This window comes from Kitasatospora sp. NPDC101801 (assembly GCF_044766665.1).
GTDB lineage: Bacteria > Actinomycetota > Actinomycetes > Streptomycetales > Streptomycetaceae > Kitasatospora.
On record NZ_JBIWML010000047.1, the window covers coordinates 44,494 to 62,188 of the forward strand.

10 protein-coding genes and 1 pseudogene are annotated in these 17,695 nt (G+C 76.2%); 4 read left to right on the forward strand and 7 right to left on the reverse strand.

The genetic code is table 11. From position 1 onward, the window contains the following. Positions 1 to 27: 27 nt before the first annotated feature. The 5 genes from ACIRPK_RS32640 to ACIRPK_RS32660 all read right to left on the reverse strand — a co-directional run bounded on the left by ACIRPK_RS32640 (position 28) and on the right by ACIRPK_RS32660 (position 10,863). On the reverse strand, positions 28 to 1,869 hold the full coding sequence (locus ACIRPK_RS32640) for an AMP-binding protein (RefSeq protein ID WP_403045398.1): 1,842 nt from the start codon (positions 1,867 to 1,869) through the stop codon (positions 28 to 30). Next, positions 1,866 to 4,106: an ATP-binding protein gene (locus ACIRPK_RS32645; RefSeq protein ID WP_403045400.1), complete on the reverse strand. Its 2,241-nt coding sequence runs from the start codon at positions 4,104 to 4,106 to the stop codon at positions 1,866 to 1,868. Before ACIRPK_RS32645 ends, ACIRPK_RS32640 begins: the two co-directional genes overlap by 4 nt. A gap of 125 nt (positions 4,107 to 4,231) precedes the next feature. Further along, positions 4,232 to 6,856, reverse strand: a complete 2,625-nt coding sequence (locus tag ACIRPK_RS32650; RefSeq protein ID WP_403045403.1) for a BTAD domain-containing putative transcriptional regulator — start codon at positions 6,854 to 6,856, stop codon at positions 4,232 to 4,234. 190 nt (positions 6,857 to 7,046) lie between these two features. Continuing rightward, complete coding sequence (locus ACIRPK_RS32655; protein WP_403045404.1) at positions 7,047 to 8,033, reverse strand: AfsA-related hotdog domain-containing protein; 987 nt, start codon at positions 8,031 to 8,033, stop codon at positions 7,047 to 7,049. 232 nt (positions 8,034 to 8,265) lie between these two features. Then, positions 8,266 to 10,863, reverse strand: coding sequence for an AAA family ATPase (locus ACIRPK_RS32660; protein WP_403045405.1), 2,598 nt, complete (start codon positions 10,861 to 10,863; stop codon positions 8,266 to 8,268). Between the two features lie 171 nt (positions 10,864 to 11,034). On the opposite strand from ACIRPK_RS32660, the gene ACIRPK_RS32665 reads away from it, so the two are divergent. Together ACIRPK_RS32665 and ACIRPK_RS32670 are read left to right on the forward strand one after the other, a co-directional pair. Beyond that, positions 11,035 to 12,498, forward strand: coding sequence for an MFS transporter (locus ACIRPK_RS32665; RefSeq protein WP_403045407.1), 1,464 nt, complete (start codon positions 11,035 to 11,037; stop codon positions 12,496 to 12,498). 144 nt (positions 12,499 to 12,642) lie between these two features. Continuing rightward, positions 12,643 to 12,954, forward strand: a pseudogene (locus ACIRPK_RS32670) (universal stress protein); the annotation flags it as partial. A gap of 117 nt (positions 12,955 to 13,071) precedes the next feature. Here ACIRPK_RS32670 and ACIRPK_RS32675 read toward each other — a convergent pair. Next, positions 13,072 to 13,872, reverse strand: coding sequence for a hypothetical protein (locus ACIRPK_RS32675; protein WP_403045408.1), 801 nt, complete (start codon positions 13,870 to 13,872; stop codon positions 13,072 to 13,074). 49 nt (positions 13,873 to 13,921) lie between these two features. Continuing rightward, on the reverse strand, positions 13,922 to 14,428 hold the full coding sequence (locus ACIRPK_RS32680; RefSeq protein WP_403045411.1) for a SigE family RNA polymerase sigma factor: 507 nt from the start codon (positions 14,426 to 14,428) through the stop codon (positions 13,922 to 13,924). A 230-nt stretch (positions 14,429 to 14,658) separates the two neighbouring features. Between ACIRPK_RS32680 and ACIRPK_RS32685 the strand changes: the two genes are divergently transcribed. Both ACIRPK_RS32685 and ACIRPK_RS32690 read left to right on the forward strand, forming a co-directional pair. Then, positions 14,659 to 16,512 (forward strand): APC family permease, encoded by a 1,854-nt coding sequence (locus tag ACIRPK_RS32685; RefSeq protein WP_403045414.1) that lies wholly within the window; start codon positions 14,659 to 14,661, stop codon positions 16,510 to 16,512. A 224-nt stretch (positions 16,513 to 16,736) separates the two neighbouring features. After that, a partial coding sequence (locus tag ACIRPK_RS32690; protein WP_403045417.1) for an APC family permease occupies positions 16,737 to 17,695 on the forward strand: 959 nt, incomplete at its 3' end.

The following is a 17,695-nucleotide window of genomic DNA, read 5'->3' on the forward strand; positions in this document are numbered from 1 at the left end:
GAAAGTACCTGACCGCCTGCGCACGGATCACCCGGTTCGAGGCCGGCGTCGCGGCTCCGCGAGCCCCTGAGGGTGCCCCGAGTGCCCGGAGTGCGGTGGCCGGGGTGCTCCCGGGCGGAGCCGGGCGAGCCAGCTCCGGAGCGCGTCCGCCCGCAGGCCGCCGTGCGCGTCCCGGGGCAGTGAACCCGCCAGCTCCAGCCGGGTGGGCAGGAACGCCTCGGCCAGCCCACGGGCCGTCAGGTGCCGGCGCAGCTCGGGCAGTCCGGGCGGGTCGGCCCCCGCCGCCGGGACCACCACCGCACAGGTCAGCTCGCCGTGCTCCGGGTCCGGGTAGCCGACCACGGCGGCCTCCCGGACCGCCGGGTGCGCCAGCAGCCCGTCCTCCAGCTCGGCCACCGGAACGAGGAAGATCGCACCGGTCCGGTGGCCGGCCCACTGCACCACCTGGACGCCGCCGAGGCCGTCGGCCCTGGCCAGGTCGCCGGTGTCCAGCCAGCCCTGGTCCTGCTCCCAAGGGAGCCGGAGCGTCTCGGCGCCGTGCGGCCAGCAGGCCAGGCAGACCGCGGGGCCGCGCACCCGGAGCCGTTCGACGACCGGGCCGCCCGGGGCCCTGGGCAGCTCCGACAGCGGGGAGAGCTCCAGGCCGGGCAGCGGGCGGCCGTCGCTCTCGGCGCTCCGCTCGGCCGGGGTCTCGCCCCGGGCCACCGTGCCGAGGCCGACCTCGGGCGAGCCCCAGACGGCGACCGCCGGTGCGCCGAGCGCGACCGGCAGTTCGGCCAGCAGCCCGGCCGGCGTCCTGGTCCGCCCGCCGGAGAGCAGCAGCCGCAGGGCGGCCGGCCGCCGGGGCGCGCGGCGCTGGGCGGCCAGCACCTCGGCCCAGTACACCGGCGCCGCGTACGCCCGGGTCACCCCGGCCTGCTCCAGCAGGTCCAGGCAGCTGTCCGGGTCCCAGACGTCCTGGAACACCGCCGTGCCGCCGAGCGCCACCGGCCAGTACACGCCGAACAGCAGCGAGGCGAGCGAGGTCAGCGGCAGCGCGGAGTAGCTCACCTCGCCGGGCAGCGGGCCCAGGCCGGGCGACTGCTGCTGCGAACGCAGGCCCGCGTACAGGGTGTTGGGGGTGTGCAGGGTCGAGGTGAAGCTGTCGCCCAGGCCCATCACGGTGACCGCCAGCGCGGTCCGGTCCGGAGCGGCCACGAACGGGCCTCCGGGGTCGGGGAGTTGCTCGTGCGGGGTGCGCAGGAAGTACTCGGCGAAGTCCACCGCGCCGGTCGCCGCGGCGTCGCCGATCACCACCCGGTGCCGCAGCCACGGCAGCCGGTGGGCCAGCTCGGCCAGTGCCTCGGCGTGGCCGAAGCCCTCCCAGGCGTCCGGCACCACGCAGAGCCGGACCCGCAGGTCGCCGAGCACCCGCTCCAGACCGTGCGCCCGCTGGGTGGGCAGGACCGGCACCGCCACCGCGCCGATCCGCAGGCAGGCCAGGGTCAGCGCGGACGCCTCCCACCAGCTGGGCAGCTGGAAGGCGACCGGATCGCCCGGGCCCAGGCCGAGCGAGCGCAGCGCCCCGGCGAACCGGTCCACGTACCGGGCCAGTTGGCCGTGGTCGAGGGTGACGATCCGGTGCCCGGCCGGGCGGTGGGCGCGGTGCGAGACGATCGCGGGCCGGTCGGGTGCCGCCGCCGCCGTCTGGTACAGGTCGTGCAGGAAGGTCTCGTCGCGCCACCACCCGGCCACCCGGTGGTCGGCGGCGAGCCCGGGCGGCGGTGCGGCGGCGGCGAACAGGGCGGCCGGGCCGGCCGCCCTGTTCGCCGGTGTGCGCCGGTCGGCGGGTGCCGACGGCGTCGGGGGGGTGAACCCGGCCCCCGTCATGACCAGCGGCCGATCGACCAGGCGACCTGGACCCGGGAGGCGCAGCCGAGCCGCCGCATCACCTGGCGGACGTGGTTGACCACGGTCCACTCGGAGAGCGTCAGCCGGGCCGCGATCTGCCGGTTGGTCAGCCCCTCCGCGACCAGCATCGCCACCTGCAACTGGCGGGCCGTCAGCGGCTGTCCGCCCGCCGGGCCCGGCGCGGCGGCCCGCCGGGCCGGGTCCGGCGCGGCCAGTGCCTCGGCCACGGCGGCGGCCGGGGAGAGCCGCCGCCCCTCGGCCCAGGCGACCGCGAAGCCGTGCGGACGGAGCCGGTCCCGCAGCCCGTCCAGGGCGTCGTCCAGAGCGGCCCGGCGCCGTCCGTCCGGTGCGGTGCCCAGCTCGTCCCGCAGCGTTTCGGCGGCGGCCAGCAGTCCGGCGGCGCGCGGCTGCTGGACCGGGGCGGCCCGCAGCAGATGGAGCGCGAAGTCCTCCAGCGCGGCGGGCAGTTCGGTCCGCTCGCCGACCGTCCCGTAGATCCGCAGGCCCTCCCGCAGGGCCGGGCCGGCCGTGGCCGGGTCCTCGGCGCAGCGGGCCAGCACCCCGAGCGCCCCGGCCAGCGCCCGGCCGTCGCCGATCCGCCGGGCGGCGGCCACCGCGCGGTCGAGCAGCTCGACGGCCCGCGCCCGCTCGCCCCGGGCCAGCAGGATCCGGGCCAGCTCGGTGCCGGCCTCGACGGCCGCCCCGGCGGCGCCGAGCTGTTCCAGGGTCTCCAGCGCCGGGCCGAGCGCCGCCTCGGCCCCGGCCGGGTCGTCCAGCCGGCCCAGCGCGGCCCCGAGCCGGGCCGCCAGCAGGGCGTTCAGTCGGCGGTCGCCCAGCGGCCGGCCCGCCGCCAGCGCCGCCCGCTGCCTGCGGACCGCCCCGGCCGGGTCGCCGAGCGCCGCCGCGAAGGCCCCGGCCAGGTCCAGCAGCCGGGCCCGGACCGGCTCCGGCACCGCCTCGCCGGCCGCCCGGTCGGCCCGGGCCAGCCCCTCGCGCAGATGACCCCGGGTCAGCCAGGGCAGCCGGCAGGCGAGCAGCACGGCGGCCGTCGCCTCGGGCTCACCGCGCTCCCGCAGCCGGTCCAGCGCCGCCAACACATTGGCGTGCTCGGCCTGGACCACATCGAGCCAGCGGCTCTGCTCGGTGCCGGCCAGCCGGGGTTCGGCGACGGCCAGCAGCCGGCGGCACTCCGCCGTCTGCCGGTCCAGCGCGGCCGGCTCCCGGCCCTCCTCGGCCAGCGCGGCCCTGGCGTACGAGCGGACCGGCTCCGGCACGGTGAGCCGGGGCTGCCCCGGCGGGGTGGGCAGCTGGGCCACCAGACCCCGGTCCAGCAGGACGTCCAGCGCGCCGTCGGCCGGTCCGAGCGACTCGGCCGTGGCGGCGGTGAACCCACCCGGGAAGCAGGCCAGTTCGCCGAGCAGCGCGCGGGACTCCGGGGTCAGCCCCCGGCAGCTCCAAGCGGCCAGCGCGGTCAGCGAGCGGTGCCGCTCGGGGGTGTCGAACGGGCCGCCGCCCAGCGTGACGCCCCGGCGGCGGAGCCGGTCCAGCAGGTCGGCCGGGCTGTGCAAACGCAGCTGACGGGCAGCCAGTTCCAGCGCCAGCGGCAGTCCTTCGAGCAGTCCGCAGAGCTCGGCCACCGCCCGGGCGTTCCCGGCCGTGAGGGCGAAGCCGGGGTTGGCCTCGCGGGCCCGGCGGACGAACAGCTCGACGGAGGCCAGCTCCCGCAGCTCCTCGGGGTCGTCGCCCACCGGTGGCACCGGCAGCGGCGCCACCGGGAAGAGCCGCTCGCCGTAGACGCCCAGCGGCTGCTGACCGGTCGCCAGCACCACCAGCCGGTCGTCCCGGTGCAGCAGCTCGGCGACGGCGGTGCCGAGGGGCGCGCCGTGCTGGTCGCAGCCGTCCAGCAGCAGCAGGCGCCGGCCGTCCGGGCCCGGGGTCCGCACCGCCCCGGCGGCGCTCGCCACGGCCTCGGCCGCCGCTGCCGCGGGCGACCCGGCCTCGCTCAGGTCCGCGTACCCGGGCTCGCCGAACAGCTCGGCCAGCTCCGGCCGGACGGCCCGGACCAGCCGGCTCTTGCCGACCCCGCCCGGGCCGGTGAGGGTGAGCAGCCGGACCGACGGGTCGCGCAACCGCCCGACCAGCGCCAGCCGTTCCCACTCCCGCCCGACCAGCCCGACGGCCTGCCACGTCCCGACCGCCGCCTGCGTGCGCGTCATGGTCCCCCCTGTCCGAAGTCCACCCTCCAGACTGCCCGCTGCCGCTAAAGGCCGGCTTCAGTGCGTCAGGTCGACGTGCGGCGGGTCGACGTGGGACGGGTCGGCTCGGGACCGGCCGGCCCGGGTCAGACCAGCGCGGGGGTGAGCGGAGCGGGGCTGCGCAGGCGCCAGACCCCCGGGCGGATCTCCAGGCAGCCGCCCGGGTCGTCGTCCGGGTCGTGCAGCCGGCGCAGGGCGCGCCTGGCGTGTGCCTCCAGGCGGCGGTCGCGCAGCGACTGGGCGATCTCCAGGCACTCGGTGAACCGGGACCGGGCCGCGCTCGGACCGTCCGCCAGCAGCGCGGCCAGCGCCATCGCCCGCAGCACGTGGTAGCGCTCCCGGGGCAGGCCGGCGGGCAGCCCGTCGAGCGCCGCCGTCAGCAGCGCGGTGGCCTCCGCGACCTCGCCGCCGTCCAGCCAGAGGTCGGCCAGCCCGACCAGCGCCCGGCTCCGCGCGACCTGGTCCCCGGCGGCCTCCGCCACCCGCCGGGCCCCCTCGTAGCGGTCCCTGGCCTCGGCCGTCCGCCGGTGCTGCCAGGCGAGGTCGCCGAGCGAGCCGAGCAGCCGGGCCTCGCCGGAGCGGTCACCGAGCTGCCGGGCGGCGTCCAGGGCCAGGGTGTGGGTCCGCTCCCAGGCCCGCCAGCGGGCGTGCGACTCCAGGTGACCGGTGAGCGCGGTCGCCAGCCGGACGGTCTGCTCCCAGAGCCCGGCCAGGTACGCCTGCCTGACCACCTGGGTGAGCGGTCCGAGCTCCCGGGCGAACCAGTCGGACGGTGCGTCACTGCCGGGGGTCCGGACCATCCGGACGCCGGGCTGACGCGGGTTCAGCACGGCGTCCGCCTCCTCGGTGACCCGTACGTAGGCGTCGCACAGCCGTCTGGTGGCCGCCCGTACGGTGTCCTCGCCCTCCTCCTCGGCGAGCCGTTCGGCGGCCAGTAACCGGAGCAGCTCCGGCAGCCGGTACCTGCCGGGCCGCGGCCCCTCGTGGTCGGCGGCCAGCAGGTGGTCGTCGGCCAGCGCGTCCAGCAGCCGGGCGGTGCCGACCGGGGTGCGCCGGTCGTGCGGGTCGAGGCCGAGCACCGCGCTGACCGCCCACGGCTCGAAGTGCGCGGGCAGCAGGGACAGCAGCCGGAAGGTCCGCCGCTCGTTCCGGCCGGTGTCCTGATAGGCCGACAGCAGCCTCTCCCGGACGTCGAGTCCGCCGATCCGGAGCTCGGACAGCCGGGAGCGTCGGTCACGCAGCCGGGTGGCCAGCGACTCGGCGGACCAGTGCGGCCGGGCGTTCAGCTGCGCGGTGCCGACCCGGATGGCCAGCGGCAGCCCGCCGCAGAGCTCCAGCAGTTCGGCCACCGCGGCTGGGTGCTCGGCGGCCCGGGCGGGGCCCGCGGCCGCCTCGAACACGGCCAGCGCCGCCGAGGGGTCGAGCACGTCCAGCACCAGCGGGTGCACCCCGTCCAGCCCGGCGGGCAGCCGGCGGCCGGTGACGATCGCGCTGCTGCCCGCCGAGGTGGGCAGCAGCGGACGCAGCTGGGCCTCCGAGCTGACGTTGTCCAGCACCAGCAACAGCCGTCGTCCGGCCAGCAGTTGCTGCAGCGCCTCCTGCAGGTCGGCCGGGTCGGCGCCGACCGGCACCGGGGCGCCCGCCCGGCGCAGCAGCGCCGAGATGGCCGCGGCCGGTTCGAGCCGCCGGCCCGGCTCGGGCCGCAGGTCGAGGAAGAGCTGCCCGTGCGGGAAGGCGTCCGCGCTGTGGTGGGCGGCGGCCACCGCGAGGGCGGTCTTGCCCACCCCGGGCTGGCCCGCCAGTGCCACGAAGGCCCCGGGCGGGGCGGCCCGCAACAGCCGGTCGATCTCCGCGAGTTCGTCGCCCCGCCCGGTGAACGCCGGGTCGGCGGGTGGCAGGCCGAGCACCACCGGCGGCTCGGTGGCCGGACCCCGGACGGCGGCCGGCGGGCCGGTCGGCGCGGGGACGGCCAGCCGCTGGTCACCGGCCAGGATGCGCTGGTGCAGCAGCTGCACCGGTGCGCCCGGCTCGATCGCCAGCTCGTTCACCAGAGTGCGCCGCAGCGCGCTGTACGCCCGGAGCGCCTCGGCCTGCCGGCCGGCCCGGTACAGGGCCAGCATCAGCTGACCGTGCAGCTCCTCGCGGAGCGGGAACTCCTCGACCAGAGAACGGAGTTCGGGGATCAGGTCACGGTGCCGGCCGAGCTGGAGGTCGGCCAGGATGCGCTGCTCCAGGGCGGCGTTCCTGGCCTCCACCAGGCGGACCGCCGCGGCGTCCAGCAGCGGCCCGTGCGGGGTGTCGCCGAGCAGCGGCCCGCGCCAGAGCGCCAGCGCCCGGCCCTGCAGCTGGGCGGCGGCGGCGTGGTCGCCCGACTCCAGCGCCTCCCGGCCGCGCTGGTAGAGGCCCTCGAAGGTGGTCAGGTCGAGCTGGTCGGCGTCGATCCTGATCCGGTAGCCCCGGGGCTGGGTGAGCAGCACGGCGGCGCCGTCCTCGGGGGCGGCCCGCCGGAAGATCTTGCGCAGCTGGGAGACGTAGACCTGGAGGGTGGTGGTCGCGGTGCGCGGTGGGTCGTCCTGCCAGAGCTCGTCGATCAGGCTGTCGACCGAGACCGTCCCGTTCGCGTTGACCAGCAGGGCGCCGAGCACCCCCCGGACCTTCGCCGCGCCCGGCGTGTACGAGACACCCGGCCCGGCCGCCCCCTCGATCTCCAACGGTCCCAGAATCCTGAACCTCAGTCCGCTCATGCCCACGCCTCGTTTCGCCCGGCGCGTGCCCGGCACGACGCAGCTCTCCCGATGATCCGCTCGTTGCGCTCGCTCACTTCCGCCCCCGTGGCCCGGTCCTTGGTGTCGGTGGATCCTCCGACGTCCGGGCCAGGTCGGTCGGAGAACTGGTGGTCGGTCAGAAGTCCTGGACGACGGTGGTGCGGGCTTCGGCCACGGCTCTCCGGTGCTGGGTCAGGGTCAGCGTCACCGGGACGGCGGGCCGTCCGGCCGCGTCCCGGCCGAGCTGGCCGGGCACCACCGCGCAGCGCAGCGGCAGGTCGGTGTCGGCGTAGCCGCTGACGTGGATGTCGGTGGCCACCAGGGTGGACCGGTCGGGCGCGAGGCCGAAGGCCCGGGACGCCGCCAGCAGCGAGGACTGGCGCAGCGACTCGAGCAGCAGGGTGCCGGACACGTGCGGTCCGCCGCCGCTGCCCAGCACCGGGTGGTCGGCGCGGCTCAGCACCCAGGTGCTCAACTGGCCCCGGGAGCTCTCGGTCGGTTCGCTGATCACCACGTTCTGCGGCGCCGCCCGGCCGACCGCCGCGGCGGACACCGGCCAGGTCGGGCCGTCCGGCTCGTCCGCCAGCTCGGGCGTGGCGCGGACCGCCCAACTGCTGTGCTCCTGATGGCTGCGGTGCAGCACCGGCGGGACGAACACCAGGGCCGCGCTGCCGGTCGCGCACGGCACGTCGTCGATCTGGACGGACAGGTGGAAGTCCAGTCCGCGCGGCACGCCGTGCACCGCGTTGGCCGGGGTGGCCCGGATGTCGGTGGTCATCCTGGCCGGACGGGACTCCACCCGCCAGGCCGTCAGATCGGTCAGCTCCAGGCTGAACCGGTAGAACAGGCCCCGGCGTCGGGCGGGCACCCCGAAGTACTGGTGGCCGACGAACTCGCCGATCTCCCGGATCGCCTCGGTGGTCAGCTGGTGGTCGTGGAAGTGGCCGGATCCGTCGTTGAACAGCGGGTGCCGGAGCGGTATCTCGCCGGCCAGCACGAACCGTTCCTCGCCGTTGCTGGGCGCGTCGAGCAGGTAGTGGTCCCAGGACGGCGGGCAGTGGATCAGGTGCCGGATGTCGTGGCCCGTGCCCAACTCCGCGGTGGCGGCCCTCTCGCCCCTCATGCGTCCTCCTCTGCTGCGGCGCCGTGCCTCGACCGGGTCGGCTGCCGACCGCCCGTCCGCCAGCGTCGCCGCACCGGCCGGGCGGGGGCCAGCACGGCACGGTGGCAGCAAGTTGACTGGCCAGAACTGCGGGTCAGGGCCTCAGCGGCGCTTTAGCGGCCCTCAGGGGACGGGCCGCACAGTGGAGTCCGTCGGCAGCGCCCGGAAATTCCCCCTCCTGGCCGCTTCCGCCCTAGGGCCCGCTCCACGGGTTGCCCCCGATCCGTGGAGCAGGGCCGCCCGGGCCCGCGCCGTGCGCCCCGGAGCCGTCCGGGCCGGGACCGTCCGTGCCGGGGCCCCGGCGCAGCCGGTCGTCCAGTCCGACCAGGTGCGCGACCTGCGCCCGGGAGACGATGCCGAGCTTGCGGAAGATCCGGCTCAGGTAGGTCTCCACCGTCTTCGCACTGACACCCATCCGGCCCGCGATCTGCTGGTTGGTGCACCCCTCGCTGACCAGCCCCGCCACCTGCACCTCCCGCCGGCTGAGCTCGGCCAGCCCCGGCCCCGGCTCCGGCGTCTGCACCTGCGTCGGCCCCGGCCCGGGGGCGGCGCGCACGAGGTCGGTCGGCCCGGCGTCGGCCAGTCCGGCGTCGGCGAGCTGGGCGTCCGTCAGCCCGGTGGGCCCGGCACCACCGGGCCGCCCGGCCGGGACGGCAGCGGTCGGGGCCGGGACGGCGCCGAGGACCCGCAGCGTCTCCGCCACCCGGCGCTGCCAGAGCCGGCCCAGACCCGCCGCCGCCCGCCCGGCGGCGGTCGCCGCCCGGTATGCCCCGGGGAGGTCCCGCCCGGCCAGCCTGATCCGGCTGTGCCAGAGCAGCGCGTCCACCGCCAGCGGCGGGCTGTCGAACCGCCGTCCGGCCGCCACCGCCAGCACCGCCCGGTCGGCCGCCCCCGCCAGGTCACCGGCCTCCCAGCGGGCCCGGGACAGCCCAAGCGCTGTGCGGCCGAGCAACTGCCACTGCCCGGTGTCGAGCACCGCCTCGAAGGTCCGGCCGAGCAGGGCCTCGGCCCGGTGCCGCCGCCCGAGGTAGAACTCGGCGTCGGTCAGCCAGCGCACCGACTCCAGCCGGTGCAACGGCAGTTCCTGCCCCGCCAGCTGTTCGGCGGCCGCCCCCGCCACCTCCGCCGCCTCGGCGAACCGCTCGTCGACGGCGTGCGCGGCGGCCAGCAGGGCCAGCGCGTGCGCCTGGGCGGCCGGGTCGCCCGACCGGACGGCGCGGACGTACCCGTGCTCGGCCCACTGCGCGGCGGTCCGCCCGCCGACCGGGTCGCCGACCTCCAGGGCCAGGGCGGCCCAGGCGAGTTCGACGTCCTCGGCGGCGGCCAGCAGCTCCCGCGCGGCGGCCCACCGGCCCAGCCCGCGCAGTGCCGAGGACTCCGCCTCGGCCGCCGGGCCGCCCGCCGGGGCCCGGCCGCCGCCGGTCGCCCGGGCCCGGGCGTACACCGTCAGGGCCTCCTCGCCCCGGCCGGCCAGCGTCAGTGCCTGCCCCAACCCGAGTGCCTGCTCGGCCTGTTCGGCCGGTGCGCCGGGCCCGGCAGCCCAGCGGCGCAGCCGCCGGACCGCCGCCGCCGGGGCGCGGTGGAGGTCAGCGGTCGCCCCGGCCAGCAGCAGCTGACGGTCCGCCGGCCCGAGCGAGGGGGCCCGCTCCAGCTGGGCCGCCAGCAGCCCGGCCGGGGCGCCGGTCCGGCGGAGCGCCGAGAGGGCCCGCCCGGCCGCCCCGTACTGCCAGCCGGCCCGGCTGCCGCGCAGCAGCAGGGTCCGCACCACCGGGTGCCGGAACCGGAAGCCGGAGCCGTCCGGCTCCGGCCGGAGCAGCGCCTCGGCCTGCAACTCGTCGATGGACAGCAGCACTTGGGACAGCGGAAGCCCGGCCACCTCGGCCACCGGCTGCGGGGTGACGGCGCCGCCGAGGGTGGCCGCCGCCCAGGCGGTGCGCCAGGCGGGGCCGGAGAGCGGGCCGAAGTCCAGGGCCACCGGGCCGCCGCCCGGGGCCGGCGGCGCGGTCGCCAGCTCGAAGCTGCCGACCGGTTCCCGGCCCGGGCCGGTCGCGGCGCAGGCCCGGAGCAGCCCGGGCACCCCGGCCGCGTCCCGGAGCAGCAGCTGACGGTCCACCGGATCGAGTTCGGGGCCGAGCAGCGCGCCCGCCTCGTGCGCCGCCAGCGGTCCCAACTCCAGGTGCTGCCAGGGCTGTCCACCGCCGGTGCCGCGCAGCACGGCCAGCCGGTTCGCGGCGGGGGAGTCCCGGTGGGCCAGCACGGTCAGCAGCCGGCCCCTGGGCGGGTGCCGCACCAGGTGGTCGAGCAGCTCCAGGGTCAGCGGGTCGGCCCGGTGGGCGTCGTCCAGCACCAGCAGCAGCCCGGGGCCGTCCGCCAGCAGCTCCAGCGCACTGCGCACCGCCCGGATCAGCCAGTACTCGTCCCCCGGGGCGACCGCCGCACCCGCGCCGCCCAGCGCCGGGAACACCCGGCCGAGCCGGAGCGCCAGCGGGGTCGGCAACTCGACCTCGCCGGAGCCGAGCCGGTCGTCCAGCGCGTCCACCACCAGCTCGAACGGCGTGCCGGGGCCGGTCCGCCCGGCCCGGCCGACGGCCACCCGCCAGCCCTCCGCCCCGGCCAGCGCCGCCAGTTCGGCCAGCAGCCGGGTCTTGCCGATCCAGGGCTCGCCGCCGACCGAGACGATCCGAGCCCGGCCGTCCGCGCCGGTGGAGCGGGTGAGGCGCAGGGCCTGTTCCAGCAGCTGCAGTTCCCCCCGTCGCCCCACCAGGGCGTCGCGGTCCGGCTCGGTAGTCATGGCAGGAAGCGTGTCCGGGAAGCCCCGGACACGCCAAGGCTCCGACGCTGTCCGGTACCGGTGTGGCAGCAAGTCACCAGAGCGGTTCGCGCTGTTCGGGGCGCCGTCCGCACCGTGTGGGGGAGAACCCCGACTGGTCCGGGGCGTTTCCGGCCGCCATCCTCGGGAGTCATGGCCATCGAATCCGGGGAACTCGCACCTCCCGTCCAGGGCACGGCCAACGAGCCGTTCCACGTACCCACCGAAGCCACCGAGAACGCCCCCGAGCGCTCCCGCCGGGTGCGCTGGGGCTACGCCGCCGGCTCCCTGGTGACCGGCACCGTCAACACGCTGCCTGGGCTGCTCCTGCTGCCGTACCTGACCGACACCCTCGGGGTGGGCGCGGCGCTGGCCGGACTGATCGTGCTGCTCCCCAAGGTGTGGAGCGCGGTGCTCAACCCGCTGGCCGGGCGGCTCACCGACCGCACCACCGGGCGCTGGGGTGCCCGCCGTCCGTACGTGCTGTTCGGCGGTCTGGCGGTAGCGTTCTTCCTGGCCGTGACCTTCGCCGGGTTCGCGGGCGGCTCGGCCGGGGTCTGGCTGACGGCGGGTGGATTCCTGCTCACCGCAACGGCGTTCGGCTTCTTCCAGGTCCCGTACGCGGCCATCCCGGCCGACATCACGCACCGTACCGAGGACCGGATCAGGCTGGTCGGCGGCCGGGTCGCGGTGATCGGGCTGGCCGCGCTGGTGGCCGGCGCGGTCGGCCCGGCCGTGGTGGAGGCGGCGGGCGGCGGCATCGCCGGACACCGCTGGGCCGGGCTGTTCGGGGCCGGGGTGGTGCTGGTCGGGGCCCTCGCGGCCTTCCTGGGCACCGCGCGGGCCAGGAGCCGCCAGGTGCTGTCGAGCGAGCCCAGCCTGCGCCGCCAGCTCGCGGTCGCCCGGGCCAACGGACCGTTCCGGGTGCTGTTCGCCTGCGCGGTGGTGCAGACCCTGGCCACCGGCTGCTTCCTGGCCGGCGCACCGTACTTCGCCCGGCACGTGATCGGCGACCCGACCGCCACCGGCGTCGCGGTGGCCGCGTACGTGGCCCCCAACCTGCTCGCCGTCGGCCTCTGGTCCAAGCTGGCGGCCCGGCTGGGCAACCGGGCCGGCTACACCATCGCCAACCTGCTCTTCCTGGCCGGCTGCCTGACCCTGCTGGCCGCGCCGGCGCTGCCGGTGGCGCTGGCGCTGCTGCTCTGGGGCGTGGCGGGCGCCGGTCACGCCGGGCAGCTGCTCTGCGCGTACGCGATGCTCCCCGAGTACATCGCCCGGGACACCGCCCGGACCGGCCGTCAGCAGGCCGGGGTGTTCTCCGGGGTGTTCGCCACCGGCGAGGTGCTCGGGCTGGCGCTCGGCTCGTTCGCCTACGGGATGGTGCTCCAGCTGTTCGGCTACGTCTCCTCGGACACCGGCCACGCCGCCGCCCAGTCCGCCGGTGCCGAACTGGGCGTGCTGCTGGGCGTCACCGTGCTCCCGGCCCTGGCCACCGCCGTCCTGCTCTTCCTGCACCTGCGCCGACCCCCCCGTCGGCGGCCCCGGGAGGCGGGCGGATCGGCTCGCCTAGTGCGTCCATCGACATCGGGCGATGACAGCTCTGGGCCCGGTCCATGACCGAACGTCAGACGCGCGGTCCAGCCTGGAGCGCGCGAAGCCGGCCGGGGCCGACGGGCCGGGCCGGCCGGCCCGCCGACCAGCCGGGGGTCGACGACCAGGGTGGTGGACCAGGGCCGCCGCACCGACCGTGAGGTGCTGGCCGTGCTCGCCTGGCTGCCGCAGGGCGGTGAGCACGGCTACCGCCTGGCACCCTGTCCGCCCCTGCTGGCCGCCTGGCGGGAGTACGCAGAGGTCCGGCTGACCGAGGCCCTCGAAGCCGCCTTCGGCGGGGCGCCCGCAGGCGTGCGGCTGACCGCGCAGGTGGTCCGGGGCGACACCGGCCCGGCGCTGGTGCACACCGCCGACCACCCGGGTGACCTGCTGGTCCGGGGCGCCGGTGGCGGCAGTTGGCTGCGGCGGGGGCTGCGGCCCTCGGTGACGGCGTACTGCGTCCGGCGGGCCGCCTGCCCGACCCTGGTGGTGCCCGAGCCGGGGCTCAGCGTGAGCTGGCGGCCCTGCACCGCCGTGGCCCCTGGCACCTGCCGACCGCCCCGACCCCGGTCACCTGACGCCTGCCGGAACGGGCTCCGATCAGGCGACCGCGCCGAGGATCGGAGCCCAGACGGCCCCGGTGAGTGCGGTCACCACCTGCTGCTCGGTGAGCGGGGGGGCGCTCCGGGTCGGCTTCGGCGTGTCCGGGCCGGCGCCGACCGTGCTGTTCCACTCCACCAACTGGAGCTGTGCGCCGGTCGACTTCACCGTCACCGTCACCGTCCAGCGGTTGGGGGTGTCGGCACCGGCCGGCTGTGCGGCCGCGATCCGCTCGGACATCACCAGGGCTCCGCCGGGGAGCGCGGCGCTGCTCGGCAGTTCGCGCAGCGTGCAGGTGTCGCCCGCAGGACGCTTGGGCGTCCGGTCGCAGCTCAGACCGTCGCCGTCCCGGAGCGGCAGCTTGAGCCGCACGGCCGAGACGCCGATGGCGGCGGCGCCTCGGCCGTCGTCGACGACCATGCCGGCGTTGGCGACCATCCCGGCGTTCGGGTCGGAGGGGTTGTTGCTCTGTCCGGTCACCTGGCTGAACCGGCCCCCGGGGAGGGTGGCCTGCAGGGCCGCGATCATCTGGGCGTCGCTGATCGCGGAACGGGGCATCGCCAGCGCCACCATCTCCAGATCGGATCCGCCGGAGCCGAGCCCGGTCGACGTGGCGGGGATCGCCAGGCAGGCCGCGGCGACCACGGCGCACCCGCCGATCCCGGCGACGATACCGGCGCTGCGCCGCCGCCGACGGCTGCGGCCGCGCGCGACGGCTCCGTTCAGGAGCGCGTCGAGATCGGGTTCGAGGGAGTCGGTCGTGCGGTCCACGGCGTGGGCGAAGTCTGTTTCGAACGGCATGCTGATCTCACCATTTCTGTCGTCGATGGGGACTCTGCGACGGGGTCGCTCAGTGCGACACCAGGTCGGACAGGCTGTCGCCGAGCAGCACCCGCAACCTGCCGAGCGCCCGGGTGCCCTGGGAGCGGACCGCCCCGCTGCTCAGCTTGAGCATCCGGGCGGTCTCCTCGATGCTGCGGTCTTCCCAGTAGCGCAGCAGCAGCACCGCCCGGTCGCGGGGCGGCAGTTGGCCGAGCCCGTCCAGCAGGGTGAGCCGCAGTGCGGCGTCCGGGCCGGCGGCCGCGTGGTCGGGCAGGTTCCCGACCGGGCGCTCGCCGGTGCTGCGCCGACGGCGCAGGGTCAGGAAGGTGCGGACCAGGACCGTCTGGGCGTAGGCCGCCGGGCTGTCCGCCCTGGCCACCCGGTTCCAGTGCACGTACACCCGGCTGAGGGTCTCCTGGACCAGGTCCTCGGCGAGATGCGTGTCGCCGGCCGCGAGAACGTACGCCGACCGGTACAGCGCCTTCGCTCGGTCGGCCACGAACTCCAGGTACGCGTCCTCCTGTGCTGATTTCACTCGACCCCGCCCTGTCCTGTCGTGCAGTGTTCCCCGTGCATACCCCTGATGACTACGTGGCAGGACGGAGTGTCGCGCGGTCCGCGCGCTTTTCTCGAATACGGGCACCGGCCCGTCAACGCTCCGTCAGGGAACGGGCCGGCGGCGTCAAGGATCCGTACGGGCCGGGAACCGGCCCGTACGGGCGCCGCCAGGATCAGGGGACCCGTACTCAGCAGGAGGTCCGTTCGATGTCCGGTGTCACCACGGCGCAGCAGTCGGCGATTGAGGAGCCCCCGGTTACCGGCGCGCGGCCGGAGCCGGAGCGCGACAGGTTGACCGCGCTCGGGGGCCTGGCCGCGCTCTCGCTCGACGCCATGGCCTCGGTGGCGTACGGCCCCGAGTCGATCGTGCTGGTGCTGGCCGCCGCAGGCTCGTACGGCCTCGGCTTCACGCTGCCGGTGACGGTCACGATCGCCGTGCTGCTCGCCGTGCTGGTCGCCTCCTACCGCCAGGTGATCGCGGCCTTCCCGGACGGCGGCGGCTCGTACGCGGTGGCCAAGGCGCACCTCGGCCGGCGCACCGCGCTGACCGCGGCGGCCTCGCTGGTGATCGACTACATCCTGAACGTCGCGGTCTCGGTGACCGCCGGGGTGGCCGCGCTGACCTCGGCCTTCCCCGCGCTGTACGACCAGCGGGTGTGGCTCTGCCTCGGGGTGCTGGCGCTGGTGACAGTGGTCAACCTGCGGGGGATCGCCGAGTCGGCGCGCTGGTTCATGGCGCCCACGGCGGTGTTCGTGGTCTCGATCCTGGCGATCGTGGTGGTCGGCCTGTTCCGGGACGGCCCGGTGAGCACCGAGGCCGCCGCCGGGCACGCCTCCGCGCTGGCGGGCAACGCCACCGCCGTCGGCGCGCTGCTGCTGCTCAAGGCGTTCGCGGCCGGCTGCTCGGCGCTGACCGGCGTGGAGGCGGTGGCCAACGCCGTCCCCTCGTTCCGGACCCCGCGCGCCAGACGTGCCCAGCACACCGAGGTCGCGCTCGGCGCCCTGCTGGGCGTGATGCTGATCGGGCTGGCCGTGCTGATCGGCCGGTTCCAGCTCCAGCCGGTGGAGGGCGTCACCGTGCTGGCCCAGCTGGCGGACGCCTCGCTCGGCCACGGCTTCGGCTTCTACGTGGTGCAGTTCGCCACCGTGGTCCTGCTCGGTCTGGCGGCCAACACCTCGTTCGGCGGTCTGCCGGTGCTGATGCGCCTGCTGGCCCGGGACAACCACCTGCCGCACGTGTTCGCGCTGCGCGCCGACCACCAGGTGCACCGGCACGGCGTGCTGTTCCTGGCGCTGGTCTCGGCCGCGCTGCTGGTCGGTTCCGGCGGCGACGTCAACCGCCTGGTGCCGCTGTTCGCGATCGGGGTCTTCGTCGGCTTCACGATCTGTCAGGTCGGCATGGTCAGGCACTGGTGCCGCGAGCAGGGCCCGGGTTGGCGCGGCAAGGCGCTGTTGAACGGCTTCGGGGCGCTGCTCACCGGAGTCGCGGCCGTGGTGGTCACCGGCACCAAGTTCACCGAGGGCGCCTGGGGCGTCTGTCTGGCGCTGCCGCTGCTGGTGCTGCTCTTCGAGGCGGTCCACCGCAGCTACGCCCGGATCGGCACCCGGCTGGAGCTGGGCCGGATCCCCGGTCCGGTCACTCGGCAGCGCTCGCTGGTGGTGGTCCCGGTGCACGCGATCACCCGGCTGACCCGGGACGCGCTGAGCGCCGCCGTCTCGCTCGGCGACGAGGTGCTCGCGGTCACCGTGGTGCACACCGTGCCCGACGCGGAGGACCGGGAGAGCGCCGAGGCGCTCCGCCGCGACTGGGAACTCTGGCACCCCGGTGTCCCGCTGCTGGAGATCCCCGACGCGCACCGCCGGATCGGCCGCCCGCTGGTCGGCTTCGTCAACGAGCTCGGCTCCGAGCACGCCTACGACCGGATCACCGTCCTGATCCCCGAGGTCGAGCCGACCCGGCTGTGGGAGCGGGCGCTGCAGAACCAGCGCGGGGCGGTCATCGACCGCGCGCTGCGCCGGCACACCGACGCGGTCGTCTGCCGGCTCCGGCTGCGGATGTAATCAGGTGATACAAGCACTATGAGGCATTCGTTCCGGATATCTTGACGATCCCTTAACGCCGCTCCTGACGGGCCCTTGACACCCTCGAAGACCCCGCCCGACCTGCGCAAACAGCAGGTCCGGCGGGGTCTTCGGCGTGCTGCGGCCGATCGGTCGCCAGCCTTACGCTCGCCCGTGTGTTCAATCTGCCCCAGGCGCTGAAGCGTCTCGTGATCGGCCGGGCCATGCGCAGTGAGGAGCTGGGCGAGACCCTGCTGCCCAAGCGGCTGGCGCTGCCGATCTTCGCTTCCGACCCGCTCTCCTCGGTGGCGTACGCCACCCAGGAGATCCTGTTGGTGCTCACCGTCGGCGGCACCGCCTTCCTCTACCTCACCCCCTGGGTCGCGGCGGGCGTCGTCGCGCTGATGGTGGTCGTGGTGCTGTCGTACCGTCAGGTGGTGCACGCCTACCCCAGCGGCGGCGGGTCCTACGAGGTGGCCTCGAAGAACCTGGGGCCGAACGCCGGCCTGGTGGTGGCGGCCTCGCTGCTGGTCGACTACGTGATGACGGTGGCGGTCTCGGTCGCCTCCGGGGTGGCGAACATCATCTCCGCGCTGCCCAGCCTGGCCGACCACCGGGTGGTGCTGGCGGTCGGTTTCGTGGCGGTGCTGACGGCGATGAACCTGCGCGGCGTCCGGGAGTCCGGCAACGCCTTCGCCGCGCCGACCTACCTGTTCATCGGCGCGATCCTGCTGATGATCGTCACCGGCCTGGTCCGGCTGGCGCTCGGGGACGCCCCCGTCGCGGAGAGCGCCCACTACGGGGTCCGGCCCGAGCACGGCAAGGACGCGCTGGCCGGGGTCGCCCTGCTGATGCTCAGCCTGCGGGCGTTCGCCTCCGGCTGCACCGCGCTGACCGGCGTCGAGGCGATCTCCAACGGGGTGCCCGCGTTCCGCGCGCCGAAGTCGAAGAACGCCGCGAGCACGATGGCCGTGATGGGCATCACCGCGATCGTGATGTTCTCCGGCATCACCGCGCTCGCGCTGATCGCGGGCGTCCACATCACCGAGGACGCCTGCCAGTTGACCGGCTACGCCGACTGCGCCACGACGCCGCAGCAGACCGTGATCGCCCAGCTCGCGGCGGCGATCTTCGGCGGCGACCACAGCATCCCGTTCTACCTGATCCAGGCGGCCACCGCGCT